21 protein-coding genes are annotated in these 23,218 nt (G+C 31.1%); 15 read left to right on the top strand and 6 right to left on the bottom strand.

What is annotated here, in order from left to right; all coding sequences use genetic code 11:
* The 6 genes from yycH (at position 1) to AXE85_RS00580 (ending at position 7,699) form a co-directional block, all read left to right on the top strand.
* Positions 1-1,317 carry a two-component system activity regulator YycH gene (yycH, locus tag AXE85_RS00605; RefSeq protein WP_062172001.1) on the top strand — a complete coding sequence of 439 codons (1,317 nt, stop codon included), beginning with the start codon at positions 1-3 and terminating at the stop codon, positions 1,315-1,317.
* On the top strand, positions 1,317-2,108 hold the full coding sequence (locus AXE85_RS00600; RefSeq protein ID WP_062171998.1) for a two-component system regulatory protein YycI: 792 nt from the start codon (positions 1,317-1,319) through the stop codon (positions 2,106-2,108). Before yycH ends, AXE85_RS00600 begins: the two co-directional genes overlap by 1 nt.
* Positions 2,109-2,318: 210 nt before the next feature.
* The gene (locus tag AXE85_RS00595) at positions 2,319-3,695 is read left to right on the top strand and encodes an ISL3 family transposase (protein ID WP_062171995.1); all 1,377 of its coding nucleotides are present in this window, start codon (positions 2,319-2,321) and stop codon (positions 3,693-3,695) included.
* Positions 3,696-4,193: 498 nt separating this feature from the next.
* The gene (locus AXE85_RS00590; protein WP_062171991.1) at positions 4,194-6,326 is read left to right on the top strand and encodes a DUF1542 domain-containing protein; all 2,133 of its coding nucleotides are present in this window, start codon (positions 4,194-4,196) and stop codon (positions 6,324-6,326) included.
* Positions 6,327-6,686: 360 nt separating this feature from the next.
* Positions 6,687-7,112 carry a sigma-70 RNA polymerase sigma factor region 4 domain-containing protein gene (locus AXE85_RS00585; protein WP_062171988.1) on the top strand — a complete coding sequence of 142 codons (426 nt, stop codon included), beginning with the start codon at positions 6,687-6,689 and terminating at the stop codon, positions 7,110-7,112.
* A gap of 68 nt (positions 7,113-7,180) precedes the next feature.
* On the top strand, positions 7,181-7,699 hold the full coding sequence (locus AXE85_RS00580) for a sigma-70 family RNA polymerase sigma factor (RefSeq protein WP_062171985.1): 519 nt from the start codon (positions 7,181-7,183) through the stop codon (positions 7,697-7,699).
* A 268-nt stretch (positions 7,700-7,967) separates the two neighbouring features.
* Here AXE85_RS00580 and AXE85_RS00575 read toward each other — a convergent pair whose 3' ends face one another.
* The 3 genes from AXE85_RS00575 to AXE85_RS00565 form a co-directional block, all read right to left on the bottom strand.
* The gene (locus AXE85_RS00575) at positions 7,968-8,666 is read right to left on the bottom strand and encodes an N-acetylmannosamine-6-phosphate 2-epimerase (protein ID WP_062171982.1); all 699 of its coding nucleotides are present in this window, start codon (positions 8,664-8,666) and stop codon (positions 7,968-7,970) included.
* Positions 8,667-8,689: 23 nt separating this feature from the next.
* Positions 8,690-9,394 (bottom strand): GntR family transcriptional regulator, encoded by a 705-nt coding sequence (locus AXE85_RS00570; RefSeq protein WP_062171979.1) that lies wholly within the window; start codon positions 9,392-9,394, stop codon positions 8,690-8,692.
* Positions 9,395-9,704: 310 nt separating this feature from the next.
* The gene (locus AXE85_RS00565; RefSeq protein ID WP_062171975.1) at positions 9,705-10,568 is read right to left on the bottom strand and encodes an ROK family protein; all 864 of its coding nucleotides are present in this window, start codon (positions 10,566-10,568) and stop codon (positions 9,705-9,707) included.
* A 274-nt stretch (positions 10,569-10,842) separates the two neighbouring features.
* On the opposite strand from AXE85_RS00565, the gene manA reads away from it, so the two are divergent.
* Positions 10,843-11,796 carry a mannose-6-phosphate isomerase, class I gene (manA, locus tag AXE85_RS00560; protein WP_062171972.1) on the top strand — a complete coding sequence of 318 codons (954 nt, stop codon included), beginning with the start codon at positions 10,843-10,845 and terminating at the stop codon, positions 11,794-11,796.
* Between the two features lie 158 nt (positions 11,797-11,954).
* Here manA and AXE85_RS00555 read toward each other — a convergent pair whose 3' ends face one another.
* Positions 11,955-12,989 (bottom strand): cyclically-permuted mutarotase family protein, encoded by a 1,035-nt coding sequence (locus AXE85_RS00555; protein ID WP_062171967.1) that lies wholly within the window; start codon positions 12,987-12,989, stop codon positions 11,955-11,957.
* A gap of 247 nt (positions 12,990-13,236) precedes the next feature.
* Between AXE85_RS00555 and AXE85_RS00550 the strand changes: the two genes are divergently transcribed.
* From AXE85_RS00550 to tnpA, 3 genes are all read left to right on the top strand, one after another.
* Positions 13,237-14,115 (top strand): N-acetylneuraminate lyase, encoded by an 879-nt coding sequence (locus AXE85_RS00550; RefSeq protein WP_062171964.1) that lies wholly within the window; start codon positions 13,237-13,239, stop codon positions 14,113-14,115.
* 25 nt (positions 14,116-14,140) lie between these two features.
* Positions 14,141-15,694 carry a sodium:solute symporter family protein gene (locus tag AXE85_RS00545; protein WP_062171961.1) on the top strand — a complete coding sequence of 518 codons (1,554 nt, stop codon included), beginning with the start codon at positions 14,141-14,143 and terminating at the stop codon, positions 15,692-15,694.
* A 243-nt stretch (positions 15,695-15,937) separates the two neighbouring features.
* A complete protein-coding gene (gene tnpA, locus AXE85_RS00540) occupies positions 15,938-16,402 on the top strand; it encodes an IS200/IS605 family transposase (RefSeq protein ID WP_062171958.1) in 465 nt (154 codons plus the stop codon).
* 149 nt (positions 16,403-16,551) lie between these two features.
* Here the strand turns inward: tnpA and AXE85_RS00535 are convergent, their stop codons facing one another.
* Together AXE85_RS00535 and AXE85_RS00530 are read right to left on the bottom strand one after the other, a co-directional pair.
* Positions 16,552-17,130: a TlpA disulfide reductase family protein gene (locus AXE85_RS00535; RefSeq protein WP_062171955.1), complete on the bottom strand. Its 579-nt coding sequence runs from the start codon at positions 17,128-17,130 to the stop codon at positions 16,552-16,554.
* Positions 17,131-17,153: 23 nt separating this feature from the next.
* A complete protein-coding gene (locus AXE85_RS00530; protein WP_062171952.1) occupies positions 17,154-17,882 on the bottom strand; it encodes a cytochrome c biogenesis CcdA family protein in 729 nt (242 codons plus the stop codon).
* Positions 17,883-18,224: 342 nt separating this feature from the next.
* Between AXE85_RS00530 and AXE85_RS00525 the strand changes: the two genes are divergently transcribed.
* The 5 genes from AXE85_RS00525 to AXE85_RS00505 all read left to right on the top strand — a co-directional run bounded on the left by AXE85_RS00525 (position 18,225) and on the right by AXE85_RS00505 (position 23,074).
* Positions 18,225-19,151 (top strand): LysM peptidoglycan-binding domain-containing protein, encoded by a 927-nt coding sequence (locus tag AXE85_RS00525; protein WP_062171949.1) that lies wholly within the window; start codon positions 18,225-18,227, stop codon positions 19,149-19,151.
* 388 nt (positions 19,152-19,539) lie between these two features.
* On the top strand, positions 19,540-20,193 hold the full coding sequence (locus tag AXE85_RS00520; RefSeq protein WP_062171946.1) for a response regulator transcription factor: 654 nt from the start codon (positions 19,540-19,542) through the stop codon (positions 20,191-20,193).
* Positions 20,193-21,533: a sensor histidine kinase gene (locus AXE85_RS00515; protein ID WP_072520265.1), complete on the top strand. Its 1,341-nt coding sequence runs from the start codon at positions 20,193-20,195 to the stop codon at positions 21,531-21,533. Before AXE85_RS00520 ends, AXE85_RS00515 begins: the two co-directional genes overlap by 1 nt.
* A gap of 318 nt (positions 21,534-21,851) precedes the next feature.
* Entirely contained in the window at positions 21,852-22,622 is a 771-nt protein-coding gene (locus AXE85_RS00510) for a threonine/serine exporter family protein (RefSeq protein ID WP_062171940.1), read from the top strand.
* Positions 22,622-23,074, top strand: a complete 453-nt coding sequence (locus AXE85_RS00505) for a threonine/serine exporter family protein (RefSeq protein WP_062171936.1) — start codon at positions 22,622-22,624, stop codon at positions 23,072-23,074. The genes AXE85_RS00510 and AXE85_RS00505 overlap by 1 nt, the downstream gene beginning before the upstream one ends.
* Positions 23,075-23,218: the final 144 nt, after the last annotated feature.

Raw genomic sequence — 23,218 nt, 5'->3', positions numbered from 1 at the left:
ATGAAGAAAAATAAAGAAACGATTAAATCCATAATACTGGTATTACTTGTCATATCTAGTATTTTTCTGACCTATGTAATAACAACTTATCAGCCGGATTATGAAATATTTACCAAAAAAACCTCTCAAAAAGTAAACGACAATGAAGAAAAAGTCGTAGATGATCTACTTCATTTTTTAACACCTAATATTATAGTAAAAGTCAATGGAGGAGCAAGAGAAGAACCGCCGGTTCAAAACAGTATTACCAAAATTGCAACTGTTGACGGAATAAAAGATAAAAAAACTCAAAAAGAGATTATAAAAGAAGTTACCAAGAGTGAAAGTGTTGAAACAAGGGTTCGAAATAAAGATATTGAAGAAGTTATACATAACGGTGGAGAAAAAATCACCTTGGAATACTCGGCGACACTTGACTCAGCGTTAGTAAAACCGATATTTTTTGCAGAAGAAAATTCGAATATAAGTTTAGAATTTGATACAGTAGTATTTTTAAAAGAAAAACCGGAAAATATCTATCTTTATAAAAAAGGCGAAAAGAATTATCTCCAAATCAAAGTAAATGGGGATATTTATAAAAAAATATCTGAAAAATTCTCTTCTGCTAAGCAGAGTTATGGGAAATATAGTTTGAATAATAATTTTATCTACTTAAAAGAAGATGCGGACAAGTATTATATTGATGAATTTAGTACGGAAAACATCAGTTTAAATAAACTTGGTAGAGATATTTTTGAACCTCAAGGTGGCATAAAAAACAGTAGTGATAATGAAATTTCCGATGGTTATTCCATTTTAAGAGAACAGGGGGACAGATTAACCTATATTAATCCGTCAAACGAAGAAAAAAACGGAACAACCTCTTTAGCATCATTAGGATATGCGGTCAATTTTTTAAATCTCGGGTATGTTAATAACCAAAATTATCAGCTTATTTATTCATATGAAGACTTAACACAGTTTCAAGAAACATATAAAGAGGGTTTGGTATTTAATAAAGAAGAATTAGCCAATATTAGAGTTTTAAGTAACAGTTCAGGAGTATATCAGGTTATTTCACCTAAAAAAATAACGAAAACTTATTTATCCTCTAAAACTGCGGGAGTTTACGACGTAGAACGTGGTGAATATGTAATAAACTACCTATATAATTACGCTAATTTAAAAAGCGTCAGCGATGTTGTTTTAGGTTATGAAAAAACATTTAGCAAAACAAAAATTAATTGTTATTACAAGCCGACTTGGTATGTAAAATATAACGGTAAGTACATAAGTTTTAAAAATCTAAAGGCTAGTTTAGAAAAGGGGGCGGAGTAATGAATTGGAATAAAATAAAAACGATGTTTATTTATTTATTTATTGCTCTGAATGTTATGCTCCTAGGCTTTTATGTTTACACCGTTTATAAAAACAAAGTGGAAATTGTTCAAGAAAAAGAAGTTATTGAACGTGCAATGAAAAATGACGGTATAAAGATAGAAGAAAATCAGCCGAAAAAAGAAAATCTCGGTTATATCAATGTAACAGGTTCAAATTTTAAAGATATAAAAAAAGAAACCGGCGGTTTAAAATTAGAAATAGAAACTGTAGATAAATATAGCAAGCTGAAAGGAACATTGGATACCGCAATTACTAATATTGATAAAAATAATTATAGGGCTGAATTAGATACTTTTTTAGCAGAAAAATACAAAGCGGGTAATCATTATATGTTCTCAAGTTATGACGCTACAGAAAAAACGGTAACTTATGAACAAATAATAGACGGGGTCAGAGTATTTGATAATAAAAATGCAAGACTTGTGTTTAAGGTGGAAGCGAATGGAGATATAAAATCTTTCGAGCAAACAGCCGTAACAAATATAAGAAAAGATAAAAACGAAACATTGGTAACTCAATCGCAAGCCATTAATCGATTATACCACGAAGATTTAATACCGAAAGACAGCAGAGTAAAGGCGACGTTAGGGTACTACACCTATATTTCCCAAACAGAAAATCAAGTATTAATTCCGACGTGGTATGTCGAAATAGTATCAAAAAATGACGTTGTTAAAAAATACTATGTTGATGCTATAGAGCTTAATATATTAAATAAAGGGAATTAGCAATTTGCTGTATAGATAAAAATTTTTTACCAATATAACTATAAGATATAAATCTCCTACTAGGAACTTAAAATAAGATTTTAGGTTGTATAATAAATACGGGGTATGGGAAAAAAATCCATACCCCGTATTGTTTTTTAATATACAAAAAGACAAATATCCAATATAATTAAAGTGCAAAAAAAAATAAACTATGAAAGGATATCTGTCATGAATAATTTTAACACAAAAACAAAAGAAATAAAAGAGGGAGAATTCATTAAAAACCTACTACAAATAAAAGATAAAAATATAACTATTGAGAAAACACATAACGAAACTATAAAAAATAATCAAAAGTACTTTGTATTCAAAGGTACCTTAACATATAAACCCAAGAAGTGTGAATGCTGTGGTTGTCTTAATAAAGGTTATACTGTAGTTAAAAACGGCTTTAATGAACTTACTAGAATTAATCTATTAAAAATATCAGGTATCCCTGCTTATTTGGAACTAAGAAAGCAACGTTTCAAGTGTAAAACTTGTAATAAAAAATTTGTAGCTACTACTTCTTTTGTAGATAAATACTGTAGTATTTCTAAAAATGTTAAGTTTTCTATAATGAGTGATTTAGCTGATACTTTATCTTTTAAACAAATAGCCAAAATGAATAATGTATCGGTTAATACTGTTATAAGAACTCTTTATAAATGTAAATCCCATGTAGACATTCTTAACTATAATACCTTACCTGAGTATTTATGCTTTGATGAGTTAAAGTTTACTAAAGATAGTAAAAATGGTATGAGTTTTATTTTTTTAGATGCTTTAACTCATGAGATTATTGATATAGTTGATGGTAGAACTGAGTATATTTTAAATAATTATTTTTCCAGATTTTCTAAAGAGGCTAGAAGTAATGTTAAGGCTATTTGTATTGATATTTATACTCCTTATATGAAGTTGATTAGAAATAAGTTTCCTAATGCTGAAATTGTTATAGATAGGTTTCATATTATTCAAAATGTTAATAGAGAACTTAATAGAACTAGAGTTAAGCTAATGAATATTTACAAAAAACAAAAAGGTATTAATTATACTCTTTTAAAAAATAATTGGAAGTTAATATTAGAAGATGAAAGTAATGTTACTCATGGTAGGTTTTTCTTTAATAGGAGTTTTAGGAGTTTAGTTACTAGACGTGATATTTTAGATTATTTATTAGGATTAGATTGTATATTTAAGGCTAGCTATGAGAGAGTTCAGGATATTAGATATGCAATAAGGTATAGAAATGAGTTGGAGTTTAAAGAATTAATTGAAAAATCTACTATCGATTTATCTGATGGTGTTAGTAAGGCTATTAATACTATGAGAAAAGATAAAGAGTATATGCTTAATAGTGTTAGGTATTCTATTTCTAATGGTTCTTTGGAGGGTATTAATAATAAGATAAAGGTTTTAAAGAGAGTTTCTTATGGTTATAATAGCTTTTATAACTTTAGATTACGCATTTTAGTTGTTTCTAGGTTATTTGTTTCTGAGTATAAAAATAATATTTCTTTTAAGGGCGTTTTGAAAAATGCCAAGCAACACTGCATTGCTTAGCATTTTATCCTTATTTTTTCTCATGCCCCGTATTTGACACAGAGCCAGATTTTAAGGTTTTAGTAGGGGATTTTAATATTTTTTTGTATTGTCTAAAAAATATTTCTAAAGAGGACATATGTATATTAATGTATTAAATTTTAATCTTGAAAAATATATTTATATGCTTAGCAGAGAATAAAAAATGAGTGAATATTTATTCACCTTTATGTATAATAATATTAATCTAAGTTTATTTAATAAATACTTAAAAAATTTAAAGTTTACATAATTAAAACTAAAAATAAATATAATCTTAACGGCTTTTAAAGTAGAATTTAAGTGGATTTTAATTTTATTTATATAAAACTCATTTCTTAAAAAATGTCACTAAAAAAGTAAAATTTTAAGTATAATTATATTGCATAATATTAAATTATCTGTTATTATAAATATTGTTGTAGGGGAGGACATCCTAATTATAGTGATAATAAAATTAAGAAAAAAGAGGATTATAAAATGCAAAACAAGGAAAAATTTTCTATACGAAAGTACAAGATAGGAGTAGCATCTGTTCTAGTAGGACTGGGAGTAGCGATGGGCGGAAGTATGGCTGTTGCACAGGCGTCAAATACTACCGGTACTCCGGCTCAATCGAAAGTAAAAGATAATAAAAATTCAGAAACACGTGGAAGAGCACTTCTTCCTTTAATAGAAGAGAAAAAAGCAGAATTGGGATCTAATGTAAATTTATCGGAAAAAGAATTAGAAGCTGCTAAAACACAGGTAGTAACAAAAGCAAATGAAGCAATTGATAAATTAGAAAGAAGTAGCAGTGATACTGATAGAGAAATAGAAAAAATAAAAACGGAGTTAAAGGCAGATTTAGCTAAAATTAACCCTGTAGGTAAGGAATTAGTTTTTACAGAGTTAGATGATGTTAAAGATAGTTTAGTAAAAAAAATACTTGAGAATAAAAATCTAACACCTGAAAAAAACCAAGCTTTTACAGATGAAATTATTAAACTGGTGGATAATAAAAAAGCAGAGATAGAAAAATTGGCTAAAAATGCTAATACTTCTGCAGAAGCGGATAGACTTCAAAACGAAATAGATAAAATTGAAAATACCGTAATTAAACGTGCTGCTCAAATAGAAGTAGAATTATTACAAGCTGATAAGGTAGCACAGTTAAAAGCTAATAATCATTTATCAAAATCTGAGTTGAATGAAGCTAATAAATCGGTTGAGTATGAAACAAAAGAGCCAACTGAAAAGATTGATAAAGTTAGTGAAGAAAATATAGATTATGATATTGAAAAAATAAAAGAAGACTTTTTAAAGAAATTAGCAGAAATAAATCCGCTTGGAGTAGATAAGTATCTTGAGGAAATAAATAAAGAAAAAAACAGATCATTACAAGCCATAAAAGATAACAAAAATCTTTCTGACGCTGAAAAAGGTCAACTTAAAAGAAAAATAGAAGATGAACTTAAAAGACTGTTTGACGAAATAAGTGGTATTGCGAACAAAGTGGATACTGCACGACCGAAGTATACACCGGAACAAATTAAACAAGCACAGCAAAAAGTATATGAGGTGTATCTAAAAGCGTTAAAAACTGTAGCAGAAAATGATATTACTTTGGAATCGGCAAATAAACAAGCTGAAATAGATAAAGCGAATGCAACAGAAGATAGTAAAAATGAGGCAAGCTCTAAGCTGGAAGAAAAAACACAACAGATTTATGAAAATATAAATAAACAAACTGATCCGGATAAACTAAAAAAAGTTGTAGAACAAGGTAAAAAAGATATAGCTGATATTAAGGTAAAAGAAGATAAAAAAGGACAAAAACCTGATATGTCGAAACCGGACATGCCAAAACCTGATATGCCGAAACCGGACATGCCAAAACCGGACATGCCAAAACCTGATATGCCGAAACCGGATATGCCAAAACCAGACATGCCAAAACCGGACACACCGAAACCTGATATGCCAAAACCAGACATGCCAAAACCAGACATGCCAAAACCAGACATGCCAAAACCAGACATGTCAAAACCTGATATGCCAAAACCGGACACACCGAAACCAGATATGCCAAAACCGGACATGCCAAAACCGGACACACCGAAACCAGATATGCCAAAACCGGACATGCCAAAACCGGACACACCGAAACCTGATATGCCAAAACCAGACATGCCAAAACCAGACATGCCAAAACCGGATATGCCAAAACCGGACAAACCGTCAGATAAGCCGAACACCCCGCCGGCAACATCAACTCCGCAAGATGGGATTAAAGATTTAACAGAACAAAAATCGGAATTAAAAGTAACACGCTGGGTAGATGAAAACGGAAAAGAACTAAAACCATCAGAGGTAGGTGAACTAAAAGCAGGCGAAATAAAAGGTTATACTTTTGATAAAACTTTGAAAAAAGATGGAATAACAACACATTACTTTAAAAAAGTAAAAGAAAAAACCCCTGATAAATCAACGCCAACACACCCAGGTACGGATCTATCACAAGGTAAAACTTTGCCGAATACAGGGCTAAATACAACTCAAAATGCAGCATTAGGATTAGGGTTAATATCTTTAATCGGTTTAGCTGTAAGAAAAAGATTATCTGATAAGTAAAATATTTACTTAAGATATTAAAAATTATGTAATTTATAAATACTCCTCCAAAAAATTTCTGTGGGGCATGGATATATTCCGTGTCCCTTATTTGTATGCACCCAAATCGGTTACGGTTAAACAACAACCGCCATTAAATCAAAACATAATTATTATTTATCAATAATTTAAAAATTGCTTTAAGAGGGTATAGTTTGCATCAACTTGGCTTTTATTTAAAGAAGAAATTAATTATTTCAATTAAAAGTTATATGTTTTGTTAAATATTTTGTGAATATCTTTAATTTTTGCTATATAATGGTATTCCCTAGTATTCTTGTTTGCCCTTTTATTGAAGTGTCTTATAGGAGAGGAATAATTATGACAAAATATATCTATGTTAATAAAGAAAAAGTAATTGTTGAAGATGATGTTTATAAAGCATTAAAAAAAATTTTAAATAGGGAGTATTATTTGTTCAAAGAAAATATCCGCCATGGATTGATTAATATGGAAAGTTTTGATAGCGAAAATCAAAACGGGATTGAGTTGTTAAAGGCAACTACTCCGTCCCCCTACGATAACCTTGAAAGAAAAATAATTCTCCAAGCACTTCGTCATGCTTTGTTAAAACTTACCGGAAATGAACGACGTTTGATTTATTATTTGTTTTTTGCAGAGTATTCACTAAGAGCGGTAGCTAAAAAAGAAAAAACGAATGCGATGGATATTAAAAGAAGACGTGATAAAATATTACAAAAATTAAAAGTATTTCTAAAAAATTACAAAATTTTTGTTACAGAGTAAAGGATTTTTAAGGTTTAGTTATGAAGGGATAACTTCAATATTTTATTTTTATAAGGGAGGATAAGTATATGAAAAATTATGCGTTATCTGATGAACAAGAATCTAGGTTTTTGGAGGTTGTAGAAGAACATAGTTCACTCATTAACATAGCTTTAAGGAAACTTAATATTCCGGCGGGGGTCAGGGATGAATTTTACACTTTCGGTTTGGAAGGATTACTTGTAAGTTTTTTAATTTTAGAAGAAGGGAAGATAGAAAAACAAGATTTTGAGCGTTTTGCTTATGTTGCGATAAAAAGGAAAATTATTGATGAAATTCGTCGCCGTAATCGTAAAAAAGAGGTTGCTTTTGATTTTGTGGAAAATTCTAAGCTGTTTATTTCACCAAATATGGATATGGTTAAATTTGAGTTTTATAACGGTTTTCTTGAAGTATTGTCCCCTAAAGAAAAGAAGTTTTTCTTGGCTTACTTAAAAACATTAAACGTTAAAGAAACAGCAAAAAATTTAAAGATATCTAAAAGCAATGCCTACCGTCTTATTGAAACAATTAAGCTAAAAGGAGCAAAATATATGTTTGTTAAATAGATAGTAAATATTTTCATTTTTATAGACGAAAATTAAACTATATAAAAAGGTTCTAAATTTAAAAAACTGTCTGACATTTTGTATAAAAACGTCTATAACATTAATTTACCGGTGTTCAAATAAGTCTTTTGAACACCGGTAAATCTTGTGGGAGTATTTTGATAAAATCTTATTTAAAAAATTACGATTATTGAGTTACTCCCGTTTTAATTTTTATAAATAATTTTATGCAAAGGCAAGAAAATTTTAAATAAATAGAGAATTTTCTTTATTTAACGGCATTAATAAAACGTTGGGTAATTTCTTTTGGGCGGGTAATCGCTCCGCCGACAACTACGCAAAAAGCTCCTGCTTCGAGTGCTTCTTTTGCATGATGTGGATAATGAATTCGTCCCTCCGCAATAACCGGAATGGAAATAGTATTTGAAAGATTTTTAATTAACTCTAAATCAACTTTGTCGGGACGGTTTTTTGTATTTTCGGTATAACCGCTCAGTGTTGTTCCGACAAAATCAACACCTAATTTTTCAGCATTAATGCCATCTTCTAAAGTAGCGATATCTGCCATTAAAATAATATCCGGATATTTTTCTTTTATTTCAGCGACAAAATCATTAACGGTAGTTCCGTCAAACCTAGGTCTTAAAGTACAATCAAGAGCGATAATTTCGCACCCGGTTTTGACAAGATCATCAACTTCTTTCATAGTAGCTGTGATAAATTGTTCCATACCGTCATAACTTTTTTTAATAATACCGATTATAGGTAAATCAACCATTTTTTTAATTTGCGTAATATCTTGAACGCCTTGGGCACGGATACCTACAGCGCCCGCTTGTTTTGCGGCAAGTGCCATTAGCTGCATAATTCCACCTTTTTCGACAAAAAGCGGTTCTCCGGGCAGTGCCTGACATGAAACGATAATGCCATTTTTTATTTTTTTTAACAGTTCTTCTTTTTTAGTCATACAAAACTCCATTCTTAAGACTTTTAATCTTTTATAGTAATGCTATAATATTTGTAGTTAATATATATTTTTACATATTCAAAAATTTTTCCGTCAGAAAAATAAGTATATCTGTTAAATTCGAAACAAGGTTCACCGCTAGGAGCTATATATTTAGAGATCTCATCAGGAACATCGGTAATAACTTTCATAGTTTTTTTAGATTTCTCCTGATGAATATCAATGCGATACTCCTTACGAATCATTGTTGCTAATTCTCTAAAGTTATCAATATCGGTTATATTAATATTGGGTAAATATTTTATCGGAATGTAATTGGTTTGATAAGCCCAAGGAGTAGTACCGATATATTTAATACGGGTTACCTTTAGTAACTTTTGATTTTTAAGTTGTAATTTTGAACAAAGTTCTTTATCTTGAACCAATTGAACATCAATAACTTCAGAACGTTCAACAACGGCTTCTTTAAATATTTTGTTGAAATTATTGGTTTCTGTCAAATAAACACGTTTGTTAACAAGTGTTTTATTTACGAAACTCCCTTTACCTTGGACTCTAAATATATACCCTGTAACCTCCAGCTCGTTTAGGACACGGACGGCGGTAGTAGAACTGACATTGTAAATTTCTTTAATTTCTCTTTCGGTGTAAAGTTGCTCCCCCTCTTTAAAAATACCGGTTTTTATTTTTAGAATAATATCATTAATAATTTTTTCATATTTTTTCATTTTGTTCTCCATAGCTATATTAAATTTAATGTGTTAACTTATTTTGATTGTATCACCATAGTGATAATTTGTAAAGATAAAATTTGAAATATTAGTAAAATAGACGAATATTTTTAATTAACAATGGAGGAAGATAATATATAAAAAAAGAGCAACTTAAAAATCGTAATTTTGTTAGAAATTGATTTTATTAAGTCGCTTTCGCATAATTCGTTAGATTTTGTAAAGTTTTTTAAAGTACATTATCTAACTGTTAAATAAGTAAATTCTATAAAAATTTTTAACTTTTTGATCGGTACAGGTAGGAATATTATTTTTTAACAAAAGGACTGATCGCTCCGTAAAGAGCGGCATCATTACCTAAAGCGGCTGTTAAAAATTTTGTTTTATCGATTTTTATAGGATTAAGTTCACGTACTTTTTCTTCGATTTTATTTAATAAGTAATCTTTCTGAGCGGAAATAGCACCGCCGATGATTAAATATTTAGGATCTAATATTACGAAGAGATTTACTATACCACGAGCAAGTTCAAATAACCACTCATCAAGAACTTTTAAAGCATTGGCATCTTCTTGTTTACAAAGTTCAAAAAATTCAATAACATCAAGAGTATCATGGATTTCAGTTTTGATTTTTTTATCAAGGGCAATCGTTGAAGCACGTTGTTCATAAGTAGTTTCAGTATCAAAATCGTAGACAGATTGACCGATTTCTCCGACACTAAACTGCGAACCTGTAGGAAGTCTATCAAGATAATAAGCACCGCCGATGCCCGTTCCGAGAGCCATACAGAAAACTTCGTCAAGCCCTTTAGCGCAACCGAGCCACTGTTCACCGAGTAAGGCGCAGTTAACATCGTTATCAACGTAAATGTCAACACCTAATTTATCACCAAATTCACGTCTGAAATTAGTGCCGATATAATTTTTAATTGTCGGAGCGGCACTGATAACTTTCATAGCTATATTATCAATAACTCCTGCCGAAGAAATACCGACTGCATTAAAGTTATACTTTTCACGAATAATACCGGCAACACGATACATTTCATCGGTAATTTTCACCGTAGTATTATCCGGTGTTTTACAAGTTTCATAGTGAATAATTTCGTAGTTGTTATTAAAAACGGCGAATTTAATACTTGTTCCGCCAATGTCGATTCCTAATAGCATAATTTTACCTGCCTTTTAATATTTTATACAACAAATATCTTAACATAAAATTTAACGTTTTAAAATAAATATTTCCAAAAACCTTATTTTCTCTTTGAATTTTTTTTATACTGTGCTATGATAAATTTTAAAGCGGTAGCTACTTGCTAATCTTTACGAACAAAGTAAGTAAAAGATTAGAGTAGCCTTGCATATCTTACTTCTACGAATTTTTACACATTACAATACTAAAAATTCCAAAATTAACCCAAATAGATATATTAAGGAGGTTGGCATGGATAAAATATTATTTTTAAAACCTGTTCTTTGTGAGCGACTTTGGGGCGGGAGAAACTTAGAGCAGTTCGGCTATGACCTACCTGCCGGTAAAATCGGTGAAGCATGGGTGATTGCGGCACATGATAACGGCAGTTCGCTTATAATAAACGGGAAATATAGCGGTAAAACTTTAAAAGAAGCGTATAAAGAAGATTATAAACTTTTTACTCAAAAACAGTATGAAAAATTTCCGTTGCTTATAAAAATATTGGATGCAAGTGATGAATTATCGGTTCAAGTTCATCCGGATGATAACTACGCTAAAAAGTACGAAAATGGTGAATTAGGAAAAACAGAGTGTTGGTATGTTCTTGATGCAGAAAAAAACTCTCAGTTAATATATGGTCATACAGCGAAAAATCACGAAGAATTTAATAAGAAAATTGATAATAAAGAATGGGATAAATTGTTTATAAAGGAAAATGTTAAAAAAGGTGATTTCTTCTATATACCGGCAGGAACGCTACATGCAATAGGCGGAGGGATTTTAATTTATGAAGTACAGCAAAATTCAGATACAACTTACCGGGTTTACGATTATGACAGAGTAGACAAAAACGGCAATAAGCGTGAACTTCATATCGAAAAAACAAAACAAACAACGACAGTACCGTTCAAAAAGATAGTATCTGATTATACAAAAACTGTAAAAGATGATGCAGTAATTACAAACTTAGCACAAGAGCGTTATTTCGGTGTTTATAAAATAGAATTAGACGGTAGTGCTACGCTTGAAAAAAATAAAACAGGTAATCTTTTTACAGTCTTAAATGGAGCCGGTGTGATAAAAATTGATGGACAAACTTTTTCGTTAAAAAAAGGTGACAGTTTTATACTAACGACAGCTTGTCGTAATTATGAACTTATCGGGGAAATGTTTTTAATCGGTAGTTATGATAGGGTGCAGTAAAATTGAGTTCATAAAGTTTAAAAAATAAAAAATTAATTAAAATAAAAACACAGGATAACATAAACTTATTTTCTAAAGTTAGAGTTCTTTTGTCCGGCTTTAGGAGATAGTCTACATGTTCCTGTGTTTTTGTGTAAATTATAGGTGTGAATTAAAAATTATTTTTTACATTGTTGAATAAATGGTGAGCGGACAGCAGGTTTTATCTCGCCCATAATCGAATAAATATATTTTTTTGTTGAAAGAAGGGCATGTCCACAGGGTGCGTAAAAATTTATTTCCCTTAATTTGTACCATTTATCTTCAACAAAATTATAAACTAATTCTTTTTTATTCCAATGATAATCTTCTATCGGCATGGTGAAGTATTTTGTTCTGTACTCAGCACGCTCATCACCTGTTAAAGTGTTGAGATTATAAGTAGCTTCTTTCCAAACGTCTTTATTAAAACCGCCGATAATAAGAAGTTCATTTTCGTTAAGAAGTGTTCGATCAGCACCGAGTAGAGATAATTCTTCATCGTTGATAACAACAGGAGAAAGATTATTCCAAGTAAGAGTTTTGGTATCGAAACTAAAGCCGTCGTTATAAGTAACGTCCGCACCACCGCCGTAAATAATAAGTAAATTTCCTGCGGCATAAGATATAGCTTGTGAACGTGATAACCCCGGAAAGTTTGAAATAACTTCAAAACCGCCATCTTTTAAACTGTAGCGATAAAGCTCATTACTGTTGGTACCATTAATAGAACCGACACCAAAATATAAATAATCACCCAAAACTTCAGCGATAATATTTTCTACCGAAAATGGTAGAGCATATAACTCTTCAAAAAACAACTTTTCATTTTGTACAGAAATTTTAATAATTTTTGATGAAGTTTCATTTTCTGCTCCTATGTAGTAAAGAGCGTTTTTAGTTTGCGCCGTTGCTCCATAGGCGGTTTTAAAAGAAAAATTAGTTTGTTCAATCAGTTTTAAATTATCGTCAATTTCTTTATAAAGATAAATGTCGGAATAAATAACCTTGGTGCCATTTTCGACAGGAGTTCCGTTGGGGAAGTTAGCACCACCGCCTATTATTAAATAATCGTTAATCGTTCCTTTTATTAAACCGGCAGTTCCGATATTTTCTTGTTGATTTTTTTGAGCCGGAACTTTTCCGATGTTTTTCCAAAATAATTTTTTGTTCATACGAATATCTCCTAAATAAATTTTATTTTTGTATTTCAATCAACGTGTTAAATAACTTGCACTTTAATTTTACAATAGAGTTAGAACGTTTGTAAAGTGTTAATATTAAAATAAAATTTGCTGTAAATAGCGTTAAACATCTTATTTTTTAAAAATAGTTCTTGACAAAACAAAAGTAAGCGTTTTATAATATAAATGTATTAAAATTTAATGTGTTAAATAAAATTTAAAACAAGGAGAATCTAAAATGAAAGATTTAAAAGGTATATACTCAGCAGTATTAATCCCGTTTGATGAAAATGGAAACATTAAAGAAGACGGTTTAAGACAAGTTATTGAGTACAATATCGAAGTATCAAAGGTAGATGGTTTATATGTTAATGGAAGTAGTGGCGAAAATTTCTTATTAAATACAACGCAGAAAAAACAAATTTTTAAATTTGTAAAAGAAGTTGTCGGAAGCAGAGTAAAATTAATCGCTCAGGTCGGTTCTCTTGACTTAAACGAAGCGGTAGAACTTGCAAAATATGCAACCGACTTGGGATACGATTCGCTATCGGCGGTAACACCGTTTTACTATCCGTTATCATTTGCCGAAGTAAAACATTATTACGAAACTATTATCAATGCAACGGAAAATACAATGATTTTATATTATATCCCAACATTGACAGGGGTAAAAATCAGCTTAGACCAATTTGCTGAACTTTTGGATAATGAAAAAGTAATCGGTGTTAAATATACAGCGGCGGACTTTTATCAATTAGAACGTTTTAGAAGAAGATTTCCTAATAAATTAATTTGGTCAGGATTTGATGAAATGTTGGTACAAGCTGTAGTGTCAGGTGTTGATGGAGCTATCGGTTCTACGTATAATGTAAACGGTAAAACCAGTAGAAAAATTTTCGATTTGGCGAAAGCCGGAAAAGTTGCCGAAGCTTATGAACTTCAACATCAAGCTAATGATGTGATTGAAAAAGTTTTAGAACTTGGGCTTTATCAAACATTAAAAGAAATTTTAAAAGTAAAAGGTATTGATGCCGGTTACTGTAAACAACCGATGAAAGTATTTGCCTCTGAAAAACTTAAAGAAGTAGAACAGTTGGTAAAAGACTATAACTTATAATTTAAAAAAGTGGAGGAATTAATCTATGGAAAAAGTCGGTTTTGGTACTCTTAATGGTATTATGCTGGTGGTATATTTACTGGCAATGCTGGGTGTTGGAGTGTATTTCACTAAAAAAGCAGGTTCCAGCACGGATGAATTTTTTAAAGCAGGTGGAAGTATTCCCTCGTGGGCGGTAGGTTTTTCGATTTATGCGACGACATTATCAGCCATTACGTTTATGGCGACACCGGAAAAAGCATTTAATGGAGATTGGACATATGCAGCCGGAAATTTTGCGATTATAGCAATTATTCCCATTCTAATTCATTACTATGTTCCGTTTTTTAGAAAGTTAAATGTTACAACAGCTTATGAATACTTAGAAGCACGTTTTAATCCTAGTATGAGAGTAATAGGAAGTGTCTTATTCTCACTGTTTCATATAGGAAGAGTTGCAATAGTTATTTATTTACCGACGGTAGCTATTACATCAGTGTCTACTATCAGTCCTTATTTAGTGTGTGCGGTAATTGGACTTCTTTGTGTAATTTATTCATTTTTAGGTGGAGTGGAAGGAGTTATTTGGACGGACGTTATTCAAGGTATTATTCTGTTGGGAGGTGCTATTTTAGTTATTGTTATTGGGATATATCAAGTTGGCGGTTTTTCTCATGTTGCAAACGACGCTGTTGCCAACGGGAAGATTGTTACTTCAGAAAAATTTAGCTGGTCATTTACAGCATCAACTATTCCTATTATATTTATAGGATCAATATTCAACAATTTACAACAGTACACAGCTTCTCAAGACGTTGTTCAACGTTACAGCACAACAGAATCGGTAAAAGAAACTAATAAATCTATTTGGACAAATGGCTTACTTGCATTTATTTCAATTCCGATATTTTACGGAATGGGAACCGTATTGTACAGTTTTTACAAAGGGGCTCATGCTGTAACAAAATTACCGAACTTTATGAATGCTGAAGTTGTTGGAAAAACTGCGAATACAACAGCGTTAGTTCCTTACTTCATACTGACAGCTCTTCCGGCAGGAGTGGCAGGCTTGGTTATTGCGGCAATTTTAGCGGCGGCACAATCAACAATTGCTTCCAGCTTAAATTCTATTTCCGCTTGTATCACGGTTGATATTAAACAACGTTTCTTCGGTTGCAGCAAAGATGCAAAAACAGACGTTTTAATCGCTCGTATAATTATTATCTTAGCCGGTATTTTCGGAACATTAGCGGCGTTGTACTTTGTTAATACAAACCAAAAAGAAACTTGGGATTTATTCTTGAAATATACAGGGTTATTAGGAGTGCCGCTAGCGGGGACATTTGCGTTAGGAATCTTCACAAAACGTGCTAACGGTGTAGGTGCGTTGGTCGGATTATTTGCGGCAGGAATAGTTTGCTGGTATATCCAAGATTACACACTATACGCTAAACAAAGTCCATTTATATTCTCAGGTTTTTCATTCTTAAGTTCATTAGCCTTCGGTTATATTTTTAGTTTAATATTCAAATTTGATAAGAAAAATATAGTAGGTTTAACTATCCATACAAAAAATGAAAAATATATAAAAGAAAATTAATTTAATAGACGTGTAAATAAAAATAATTAAATATAAAAAACAGCGATGTATTTTGAGATAATCTCATAATTCACATCGCTGTTTTTATTAATGGCTTTAGCCAGTTGAGGAGGCGAAGTCTCCGAAACAATAAACCACCCGCTATGCGGGTGCGAGAAAAGAGTTAAACAATTGAAAAATCATCCTTTCTTGATAAAATAAGAGTAGTTCAAGCACTAAAATAAAGAAAGGATGATTTTAATTATGGCAAATAAACATAATAGTTTATCGCATACAAAGTGGATATGTAAATACCATATTGTATTTACCCCTAAGTATAGACGAAAAATAGAATTTAATCAATACAAACGAGATATAGTAGATATAATAAAAAGGTTATGTAAGTATAAAGGAGTGGAAATAATAGAAGGACATATAATGCCAGATCATATACATTTGCTGTTATCAATACCACTAAAATATAGTGTATCAAGTTTTATGGGATATTTGAAAGGAAAAAGTTCACTGATGATATTTGATATGCATGCAAACCTGAAGTATAAGTATGGGAATAGAAAGTTTTGGGCAGAAGGATACTATGTAAGTACTGTAGGTTTGAATGAAGGTACAATAAGAAAATACATCAAAGATCAAGAAGCGCATGATATTGCAATAGATAAACTGACAACAAAAGAATATACAAATCCATTTGGAAATAAGAAAAAATAGATAAACCCGTTTGACGGGTAGCGGGCGTAAAAATACAATAGGGCTTGAACGAATGTGAAAGCCAGCGCCTTGAGGTGCGTGTTAGTAACAAAGGGTTATACCCGAAGAGAAAACCACCCCTTTTCAGGGGTGGTCATTATTTGGATAACTTAAACTAAAGCGTTAATTTCTTTTTCTAATACATCTTTAGAAATCATACCTGTAATTTTCTTATTAATTGTCCCATTACTATTAATAAAAATATGAGTTGGGAATGAACGGATATTGTAATTAATAAAAAATCTATCATTTACATCAAATAATATGGGATAATTAATACCTAACTCTTTAGCTTTCGCAAGAATAGTAGCTTTATCTTTATCACCGGGATTATCGTTTTTAAATAAACTGTCATTTGGGGACGTCATTGATAAAAACGCAAAGTCGGTTTTATCTTTAAATTTATTATAGGTGTTGATTAATTCTGGAGTTTCCTTAATACAAGGTCCGCACCAGCTTGCCCATGTATTAATATATACCTTTTTTCCTTTAAAGTTACTAAGTTTAACGGTATTGCCGTCTTTATCCATAGCGCTGAAATCAAAAGCCTGTGATTCAGTTTTTTTTGTAGTTTGAGAATTGGAACTGTTCTTGTTATCAGAATCATTATTTTTCGGATTATCAGCCGAACAACCGGTTAAAATCACCGACCCGCAAATAAGTAGAGTAAGTAAAATTTTCTTTTTCATAGTTAAACCTCCATTATAAATAGTTAGTTAAAATATCTCATAATTGTAGCGAAAGAACCGCTTAAAATTAAAATTCCGATAATAATAAGAATAGCACCCGAGATAATAGATGTGTATTTTAAAATATTATCGTTTTTCTTAAAGACCGTAAGTAATTGTGTCGCAAAAAATGCTACAAGAATAAACGGTAAAATAAATCCGAGTGAGTATACGAGAACTAAAATAATACTCATAATTCCGGTATGGCTGCTTGCGTATATGAAAACACCGGCTAAAATAGGGCCTATGCAGGGTGTCCAAGAAAAACTAAAGGTAAAGCCCATCAAAAATGCTAAGATTGGGGTAGTGTTACCTTTTTTTAGTGTCAATTTATTTTTCATCGAAAATTCTCTGTTCAAAGCGGATATTTTAAAGATACCGAGTTGCAGTAATCCCATAAAAATAATAAGAATACCGCTGATAATTTGTAGAATTTTAATATTATCATTTAAAAAGATACTAATACGACTTGTCGCAAAAGCGAGTATAAAAAATGTTGCCGAGATTCCCAAAACAAAAAATAAAGTATTAACAATAATATTACGTTTATTAAATACTAATTCACCTTGGATATTTTTTTCCTTTTTCCCGGCTAAAATCCCTATATAAATTGGTAAAATAGGAATAACACAAGGAGAAAGAAATGACAGTACACCTTCTAAAAATAAAAGAAATATCTTCAAGATAGAAGCTGAAGCTGTGAAATCATACATATATAATCCTCCATAATTTTATAATATATCATTGACCAATCAGTACAATTTACAATATTACTATATAATAAATGTTGCATGAAAGCAATAAAAGTGATTTATTTTCATAGGAACAAATTACTGTAAAGTAACGAAACACAAGCAATGTAACAGAAGATTATCACTATTATTACAAAAGTGTTACAACTATTGAAAAGGTGAAAGATATATAATACAATGTTACTACATTGGTTTGAAAAAACGTTAAGAAACTATAAATTTAGAAATTGAAAATACATTAAAGAAAATTGATAAAAGTGAATATAAGTTCACAAATATGAATTTAAGGAGATTTTAGAACAGATGGGTAAATTACATAAATTAGTAGCAACAACAGCAATAGTATCGACAGTGGCTTTCGGATTGGCACAAGTGGCTGATGCGGATACATATACAGTAAAAAAAGGTGATACACTTTGGGATATTGCTATTAACAACGGAACAACAGTTGACCAACTTATGAAAGATAACAATCTTACAAGTTCACTTATCTTTCCTGGAGATAAATTAACTTATAACGAAACTGTATCACAAGTGGCAAAAGCTAAATCACAAGGATACTACACAGTAGTTTTAGGTGATACTTTAGGTAAAATTTCTAATAAATTTGGAGTATCGGTAGATAAGTTAGTACAATTAAACAATGTTTCTAATCCAAACTTAATTTATGTTGGTGAAGTATTAAAAGTAACTGAATCAGCTCCGGCAAAAGCGGAAAATACTGTAGCGAAAACTAGTGTAGTGGAAAGCACTCCAACTAAAACTGTAGCGAAAGTTGAAGAAAAAGCGGCTGCAACTCCAAAAGCGGAAGTTAAAAAAGCAGAAGCACCAAAAGCACAAACTAAAGCAGTTGCTCAAACAACAACTAAAGCACCTGCTCCGGCAGCAACAGTGAGATCTTCTAGCAAAGGATCTGCAATTTATCAAGCGGCTTTAGCGCAATTAGGAAGATACCAAGACTGTACAATGTTGGTAACAAATGCACTTAAAGCAGTAGGAATTAATTTCCACGACTGGCCGGCTGGATACATGAAATTAGGAACAGTAGTTCCGGCATCACAAGCACAACCGGGTGACTTAATCTATTATGCTAACGGTGGAATAGGATTAGCTCATATTGCCGTATATGCAGGAAACGGTCAAGCAGTTCACGGTGGTTGGTACGGAAACCAAACAGTACTTAACACTGCAAGCGTAGGTAGTGGAGCTGTATATATCCGTGTAAGATAATATAAAGTAAAGTTCAAAGGCATCTCGAATGATATTCGAGGTGCTTTTTTAAATTTATATGGAAATTTTTCTTACAGCACTATCCAAAAACAAGATAAATACTTTTCCTATAAAATTTATAGGTTGTATAATAAATATCCGGCATGGAAAAATTTCATTTTAATATTTAATATAGAGCCTTTTATTGTAAAAAGAGGGTAAATATAAGATAAAGTTTATAAAATATACCAGCATAAATTATTATGTTTTATATGAAACAAATATGAAATTTTGATGATTAGATTGAAAATTTTAAGATAAAGTGATACGATAATACTGTTATAAATTTAAAAAGGATATATTGAAATAGTTGATAGAAACCATAATATTATGATTGGAGAAAGACTATATGAATATACTTATTATTGATAATGAAGAAATAATTTTAGACGGAATAGCAGAGTTTTTCAAAGAAGAAAATTACAATGTATTATTGGCAGAAAATGGAGAACAAGGATTAAATCTATTTAATAGTAATACTGTAGATCTAATTATTTTAGATTTGATGCTACCGAAAAAGCATGGGTTTGAAGTGTTAAAAGAAATTAGAAAAATCAGTAATATACCGGTCATAATACTAAGTGCATTAAATGATGAACAAACACAGTTAATTTGTTTTGATCTGGATGCTGATGACTATGTAATAAAACCGTTTTCTTTGGCATTACTTGAAAAAAGGGTAAAAGCATTATTAACCAGACACTATGGTATACACGATACATGGTCTTACGGTGAAACAATAGTCGATTTTACCAGTTACAACGCAACCAACGGCGGGCATGAAGTCGATATAAAACCAAAAGAATTGGATATATTGAGATTATTGCTTCGCTATCCAAATCAAGTGTTAACCAGAAGCCAGATAATAGAACACGCTTGGAGCGATACCGAAGGTATTCCGTTGGAAAGAGTGATTGATGTTTACATAAAAAATTTAAGAAAGAAATTAGTATTAGACTGCATAATAACTGTTAAGAATGTGGGGTATAAGATAAAATTATAATGAAGAATATGAAAATTTTTCCCAAGACTTTTATTTACACAATAACTATTTTAGGAAGTATATCATTGTTGGCGCATGCAATTTTTTATTGTGTATTCCCTAATGAATATCTTAAACAAGAAAAAAGAGAGATAAGAGAAAGGGCTGATGTTTTAGTTCAAAGTTTAAACGGTAAAAATATTTCCGAAGTACGAACATTTTTAGAAGCCTACTCTAAAAATATAAATTTAACGGCACATTTAAAAAGAGATATAAATGATGGAAAGTTCGAATTAACTCATGATTTGGATATAGAAAACAAGGGAGAAAATAACCAATTACTAATAGAAGAAAGATCATTAACGACAAGTGACGGCTACCGTGTTATTGTTCAAGTCGTCCTAAGTAAAGACGTTAAAGAGAAATTCACGAGAACATTACGGTTAACATTACCGGCAGTGGTCGGAATTACCTTGTTTTTCTCGATAGTATTTTCTTATTTTTATTCAAAAATATTAGTTAGACCGCTGTTATACGCTGCTGATGTAACAGAAAAAATGGAAAAATTAGACCCTAATGCCAGATTCGATATAGTTCAAAAAGATGAAATAGGAGAAGTAGGATTACATATTAATAAATTGTATGAGACATTGCTGGCTGTTATTGAAACTTTGAAAACTAAAAATAAAAATATAGAAAAACTTCAAGAACAAAAAGTTAACTTTTTGCGAAGTGCTTCTCATGAATTAAAAACGCCTTTAACCAGTTTGAAAATTATGCAGGAAAGTATGCTTTACAATATCGGAAAATATAAAAATCATAATACTTATCTTAAAAAGAGTATTTCCGTTATTGATGATATGGACAAATTGCTTAAAGAAATTTTAGAATCGTCAAAATTTCAAGAATGGACTGAAAATAAAGAAGAACTTTTTGTAAAAAAAGAGGTAGAAAATATTCTAAAAAATTATGAAGAGCTATACCTAAATAAAAAATTAAAAATTCAAAACCTACTTTGTGAAGAAAAAACCATTCTAATGAACAAACAGGCGTTTGGCAAAGTACTATCAAACATTATAGGAAATGCCGTAAAATATACCCAATTTTATGGAGAGATAAGCATACACTTACAAAATAACTATTTGGTGGTGGATAACACTTGCGAAGCACTTGAGAAAAGTGAATTGGATAATCTGTTTAAAATATTCTATCGCACCCAAGTATTTGATAATGCCAAAAACAGAGGAACGGGATTGGGTATATACATTGTTAAAAATATTTTAGAAAGCTATGAGTTGAACTATAGTTTTCTACCATATAAAGATGGTATGAGATTTAAAATAGAATTACCGATAAAATAAATCAACCGCGGGGAAACATTTTCCTAAAGTTGATTTTTTATTCTTTAATTTTGATAAAATAAAATTTTATTTTTAAATAATTTAAAAATAACGCCGTAATAATGTTTTTAATAAGTATTTTTAAAAGAAGTATAGTTAGCTTTTTCCAATATACAAAGATATTAAGGGCAACTAATAAAGCCTGAAAAATTCTTAATACTAAATATAAAATATTTTTAAACAAAACTATATTTTTAGTTAAATATTTATGCTATAATATGTTTGTTGAAATTCTAGGAAAGGACTATAAAACATTTTGTTTTAAGATGGATAATTGTTATGAATGAAAAATTATTAATGAAGACAGCATTACTTGCCGGGAAAATTCTTATGGAAAATGGAGCGGAAGTGTATCGAATAGAAGATACAATGGAGCGAATTATTCGAAAGGGTATCGGCGATCCTAGAATGGATATTTATTACACCCACGTCACTCTTTCAGGGCTTTTTGTTAGAATTGAAGATGTCGGAACTGATTTTCGTCGTGTGGAAGACAGAACATATAACCTGACCAAAACAACGGCTGTTAATACACTCTCAAGGGCATATACAGCCGGGAAAATCGGATTAACCGATATGTATAAAAGTTTAAAAATTGTTGAAAAAGAACAAAGTAAAATTCCGGAATGGTTCAAAATTTTATGTGCCGGAATTTTAAGTGGAAGTATCGTTCTTATTTTTGAAGGTAGTTGGTGGGATGTTTTTCCGGGGGGAATCGCCGGAGTTGTCGCCTACTACGTTTTTTTAAGAGTTGCAGGATATTTAAAAGCACCTTTTATTTCAGAATATATCAGTACCTTTGTAGGGGGGGCGGCGGGATACGTAACATATTTACTTTGTAACGGTGTTTCATTAAAATTTGCTATGGTCGGTGCGGTAGTTCCTCTTGTACCGGGAATTACGATTACTAATTCAATGCGTGATATTATGGCAAGACATTATTTATCGGGTATGATTAGATTCGTCGAAACGTTTTGTATTGCCTTTGCACTGGGAGCGGGAATCGTAACGGTTTACTTTATTCTTAGATTGGTAGGAGGGGCGGCATAATGTTAATGTTATTGTATCATTTTGTGTTCAGTTTTATCTCTTCGGTATCATTTGCGATTTTATGCGATGTTCCTAAAAAAACCTTAGTAACCGGTGGTGTTATCGGGGCTATAGGTTGGTGCGGATATTGGGAGATGTGGAGCCACGGTCAAAGTGTCTTTATGGCAAGTTTAGTCTGTTCATTACTATTAGCTAATATCAGCCAAATCTGCGCCATTAAATTTAAAATGCCTTTAACGGTTTACTTTATCCCGGGGCTTGTACCCGTCGTACCGGGGGTAACGATTTACGATGCTTTTAGAACATTGCTGCTTGATGAATACTCAAACTCAGCGCATATATTTTTAAACAGCTTTTACGGTGCTGTAGGTTTAGCAGTTGGGATAATTATTGCGGATTCGTTGTTTAGAGTAATAATAGGATCTTTACTACATAAAAAAGGGCGTATATAAGTCGAAAACCAACGACTTATAATAGCATGAATAAAAAATCGTTTTAGAGAGATTAAAAATATTAAAACTAAACCAAAAGGGAAGAAAATTTCAAATATTAAGCACATAACTTTTAGTTTTAAAGGTTATGTGTTTTTTGTTGAA

The sequence above is a fragment of the Gemella sp. oral taxon 928 genome (assembly GCF_001553915.1).
Taxonomy (GTDB): Bacteria; Bacillota; Bacilli; order Staphylococcales; family Gemellaceae; genus Gemella; species Gemella massiliensis.
The sequence above is the reverse complement of the archived record's forward strand: the minus strand, read 5'-3'. Positions and strand labels throughout refer to the sequence as shown.

Coding starts and splice junctions, on each gene's coding strand:
- yycH (WP_062172001.1), top strand. CDS start 1: ATGAAGAAAAATAAAGAAACGATTAAATCCATAATACTGGTATTACTT.
- AXE85_RS00600 (WP_062171998.1), top strand. CDS start 1,317: ATGAATTGGAATAAAATAAAAACGATGTTTATTTATTTATTTATTGCT.
- AXE85_RS00595 (WP_062171995.1), top strand. CDS start 2,319: ATGAATAATTTTAACACAAAAACAAAAGAAATAAAAGAGGGAGAATTC.
- AXE85_RS00590 (WP_062171991.1), top strand. CDS start 4,194: ATGCAAAACAAGGAAAAATTTTCTATACGAAAGTACAAGATAGGAGTA.
- AXE85_RS00585 (WP_062171988.1), top strand. CDS start 6,687: ATGACAAAATATATCTATGTTAATAAAGAAAAAGTAATTGTTGAAGAT.
- AXE85_RS00580 (WP_062171985.1), top strand. CDS start 7,181: ATGAAAAATTATGCGTTATCTGATGAACAAGAATCTAGGTTTTTGGAG.
- AXE85_RS00575 (WP_062171982.1), bottom strand. CDS start 8,666: ATGACTAAAAAAGAAGAACTGTTAAAAAAAATAAAAAATGGCATTATC.
- AXE85_RS00570 (WP_062171979.1), bottom strand. CDS start 9,394: ATGAAAAAATATGAAAAAATTATTAATGATATTATTCTAAAAATAAAA.
- AXE85_RS00565 (WP_062171975.1), bottom strand. CDS start 10,568: ATGCTATTAGGAATCGACATTGGCGGAACAAGTATTAAATTCGCCGTT.
- manA (WP_062171972.1), top strand. CDS start 10,843: ATGGATAAAATATTATTTTTAAAACCTGTTCTTTGTGAGCGACTTTGG.
- AXE85_RS00555 (WP_062171967.1), bottom strand. CDS start 12,989: ATGAACAAAAAATTATTTTGGAAAAACATCGGAAAAGTTCCGGCTCAA.
- AXE85_RS00550 (WP_062171964.1), top strand. CDS start 13,237: ATGAAAGATTTAAAAGGTATATACTCAGCAGTATTAATCCCGTTTGAT.
- AXE85_RS00545 (WP_062171961.1), top strand. CDS start 14,141: ATGGAAAAAGTCGGTTTTGGTACTCTTAATGGTATTATGCTGGTGGTA.
- tnpA (WP_062171958.1), top strand. CDS start 15,938: ATGGCAAATAAACATAATAGTTTATCGCATACAAAGTGGATATGTAAA.
- AXE85_RS00535 (WP_062171955.1), bottom strand. CDS start 17,130: ATGAAAAAGAAAATTTTACTTACTCTACTTATTTGCGGGTCGGTGATT.
- AXE85_RS00530 (WP_062171952.1), bottom strand. CDS start 17,882: ATGTATGATTTCACAGCTTCAGCTTCTATCTTGAAGATATTTCTTTTA.
- AXE85_RS00525 (WP_062171949.1), top strand. CDS start 18,225: ATGGGTAAATTACATAAATTAGTAGCAACAACAGCAATAGTATCGACA.
- AXE85_RS00520 (WP_062171946.1), top strand. CDS start 19,540: ATGAATATACTTATTATTGATAATGAAGAAATAATTTTAGACGGAATA.
- AXE85_RS00515 (WP_072520265.1), top strand. CDS start 20,193: ATGAAGAATATGAAAATTTTTCCCAAGACTTTTATTTACACAATAACT.
- AXE85_RS00510 (WP_062171940.1), top strand. CDS start 21,852: ATGAATGAAAAATTATTAATGAAGACAGCATTACTTGCCGGGAAAATT.
- AXE85_RS00505 (WP_062171936.1), top strand. CDS start 22,622: ATGTTAATGTTATTGTATCATTTTGTGTTCAGTTTTATCTCTTCGGTA.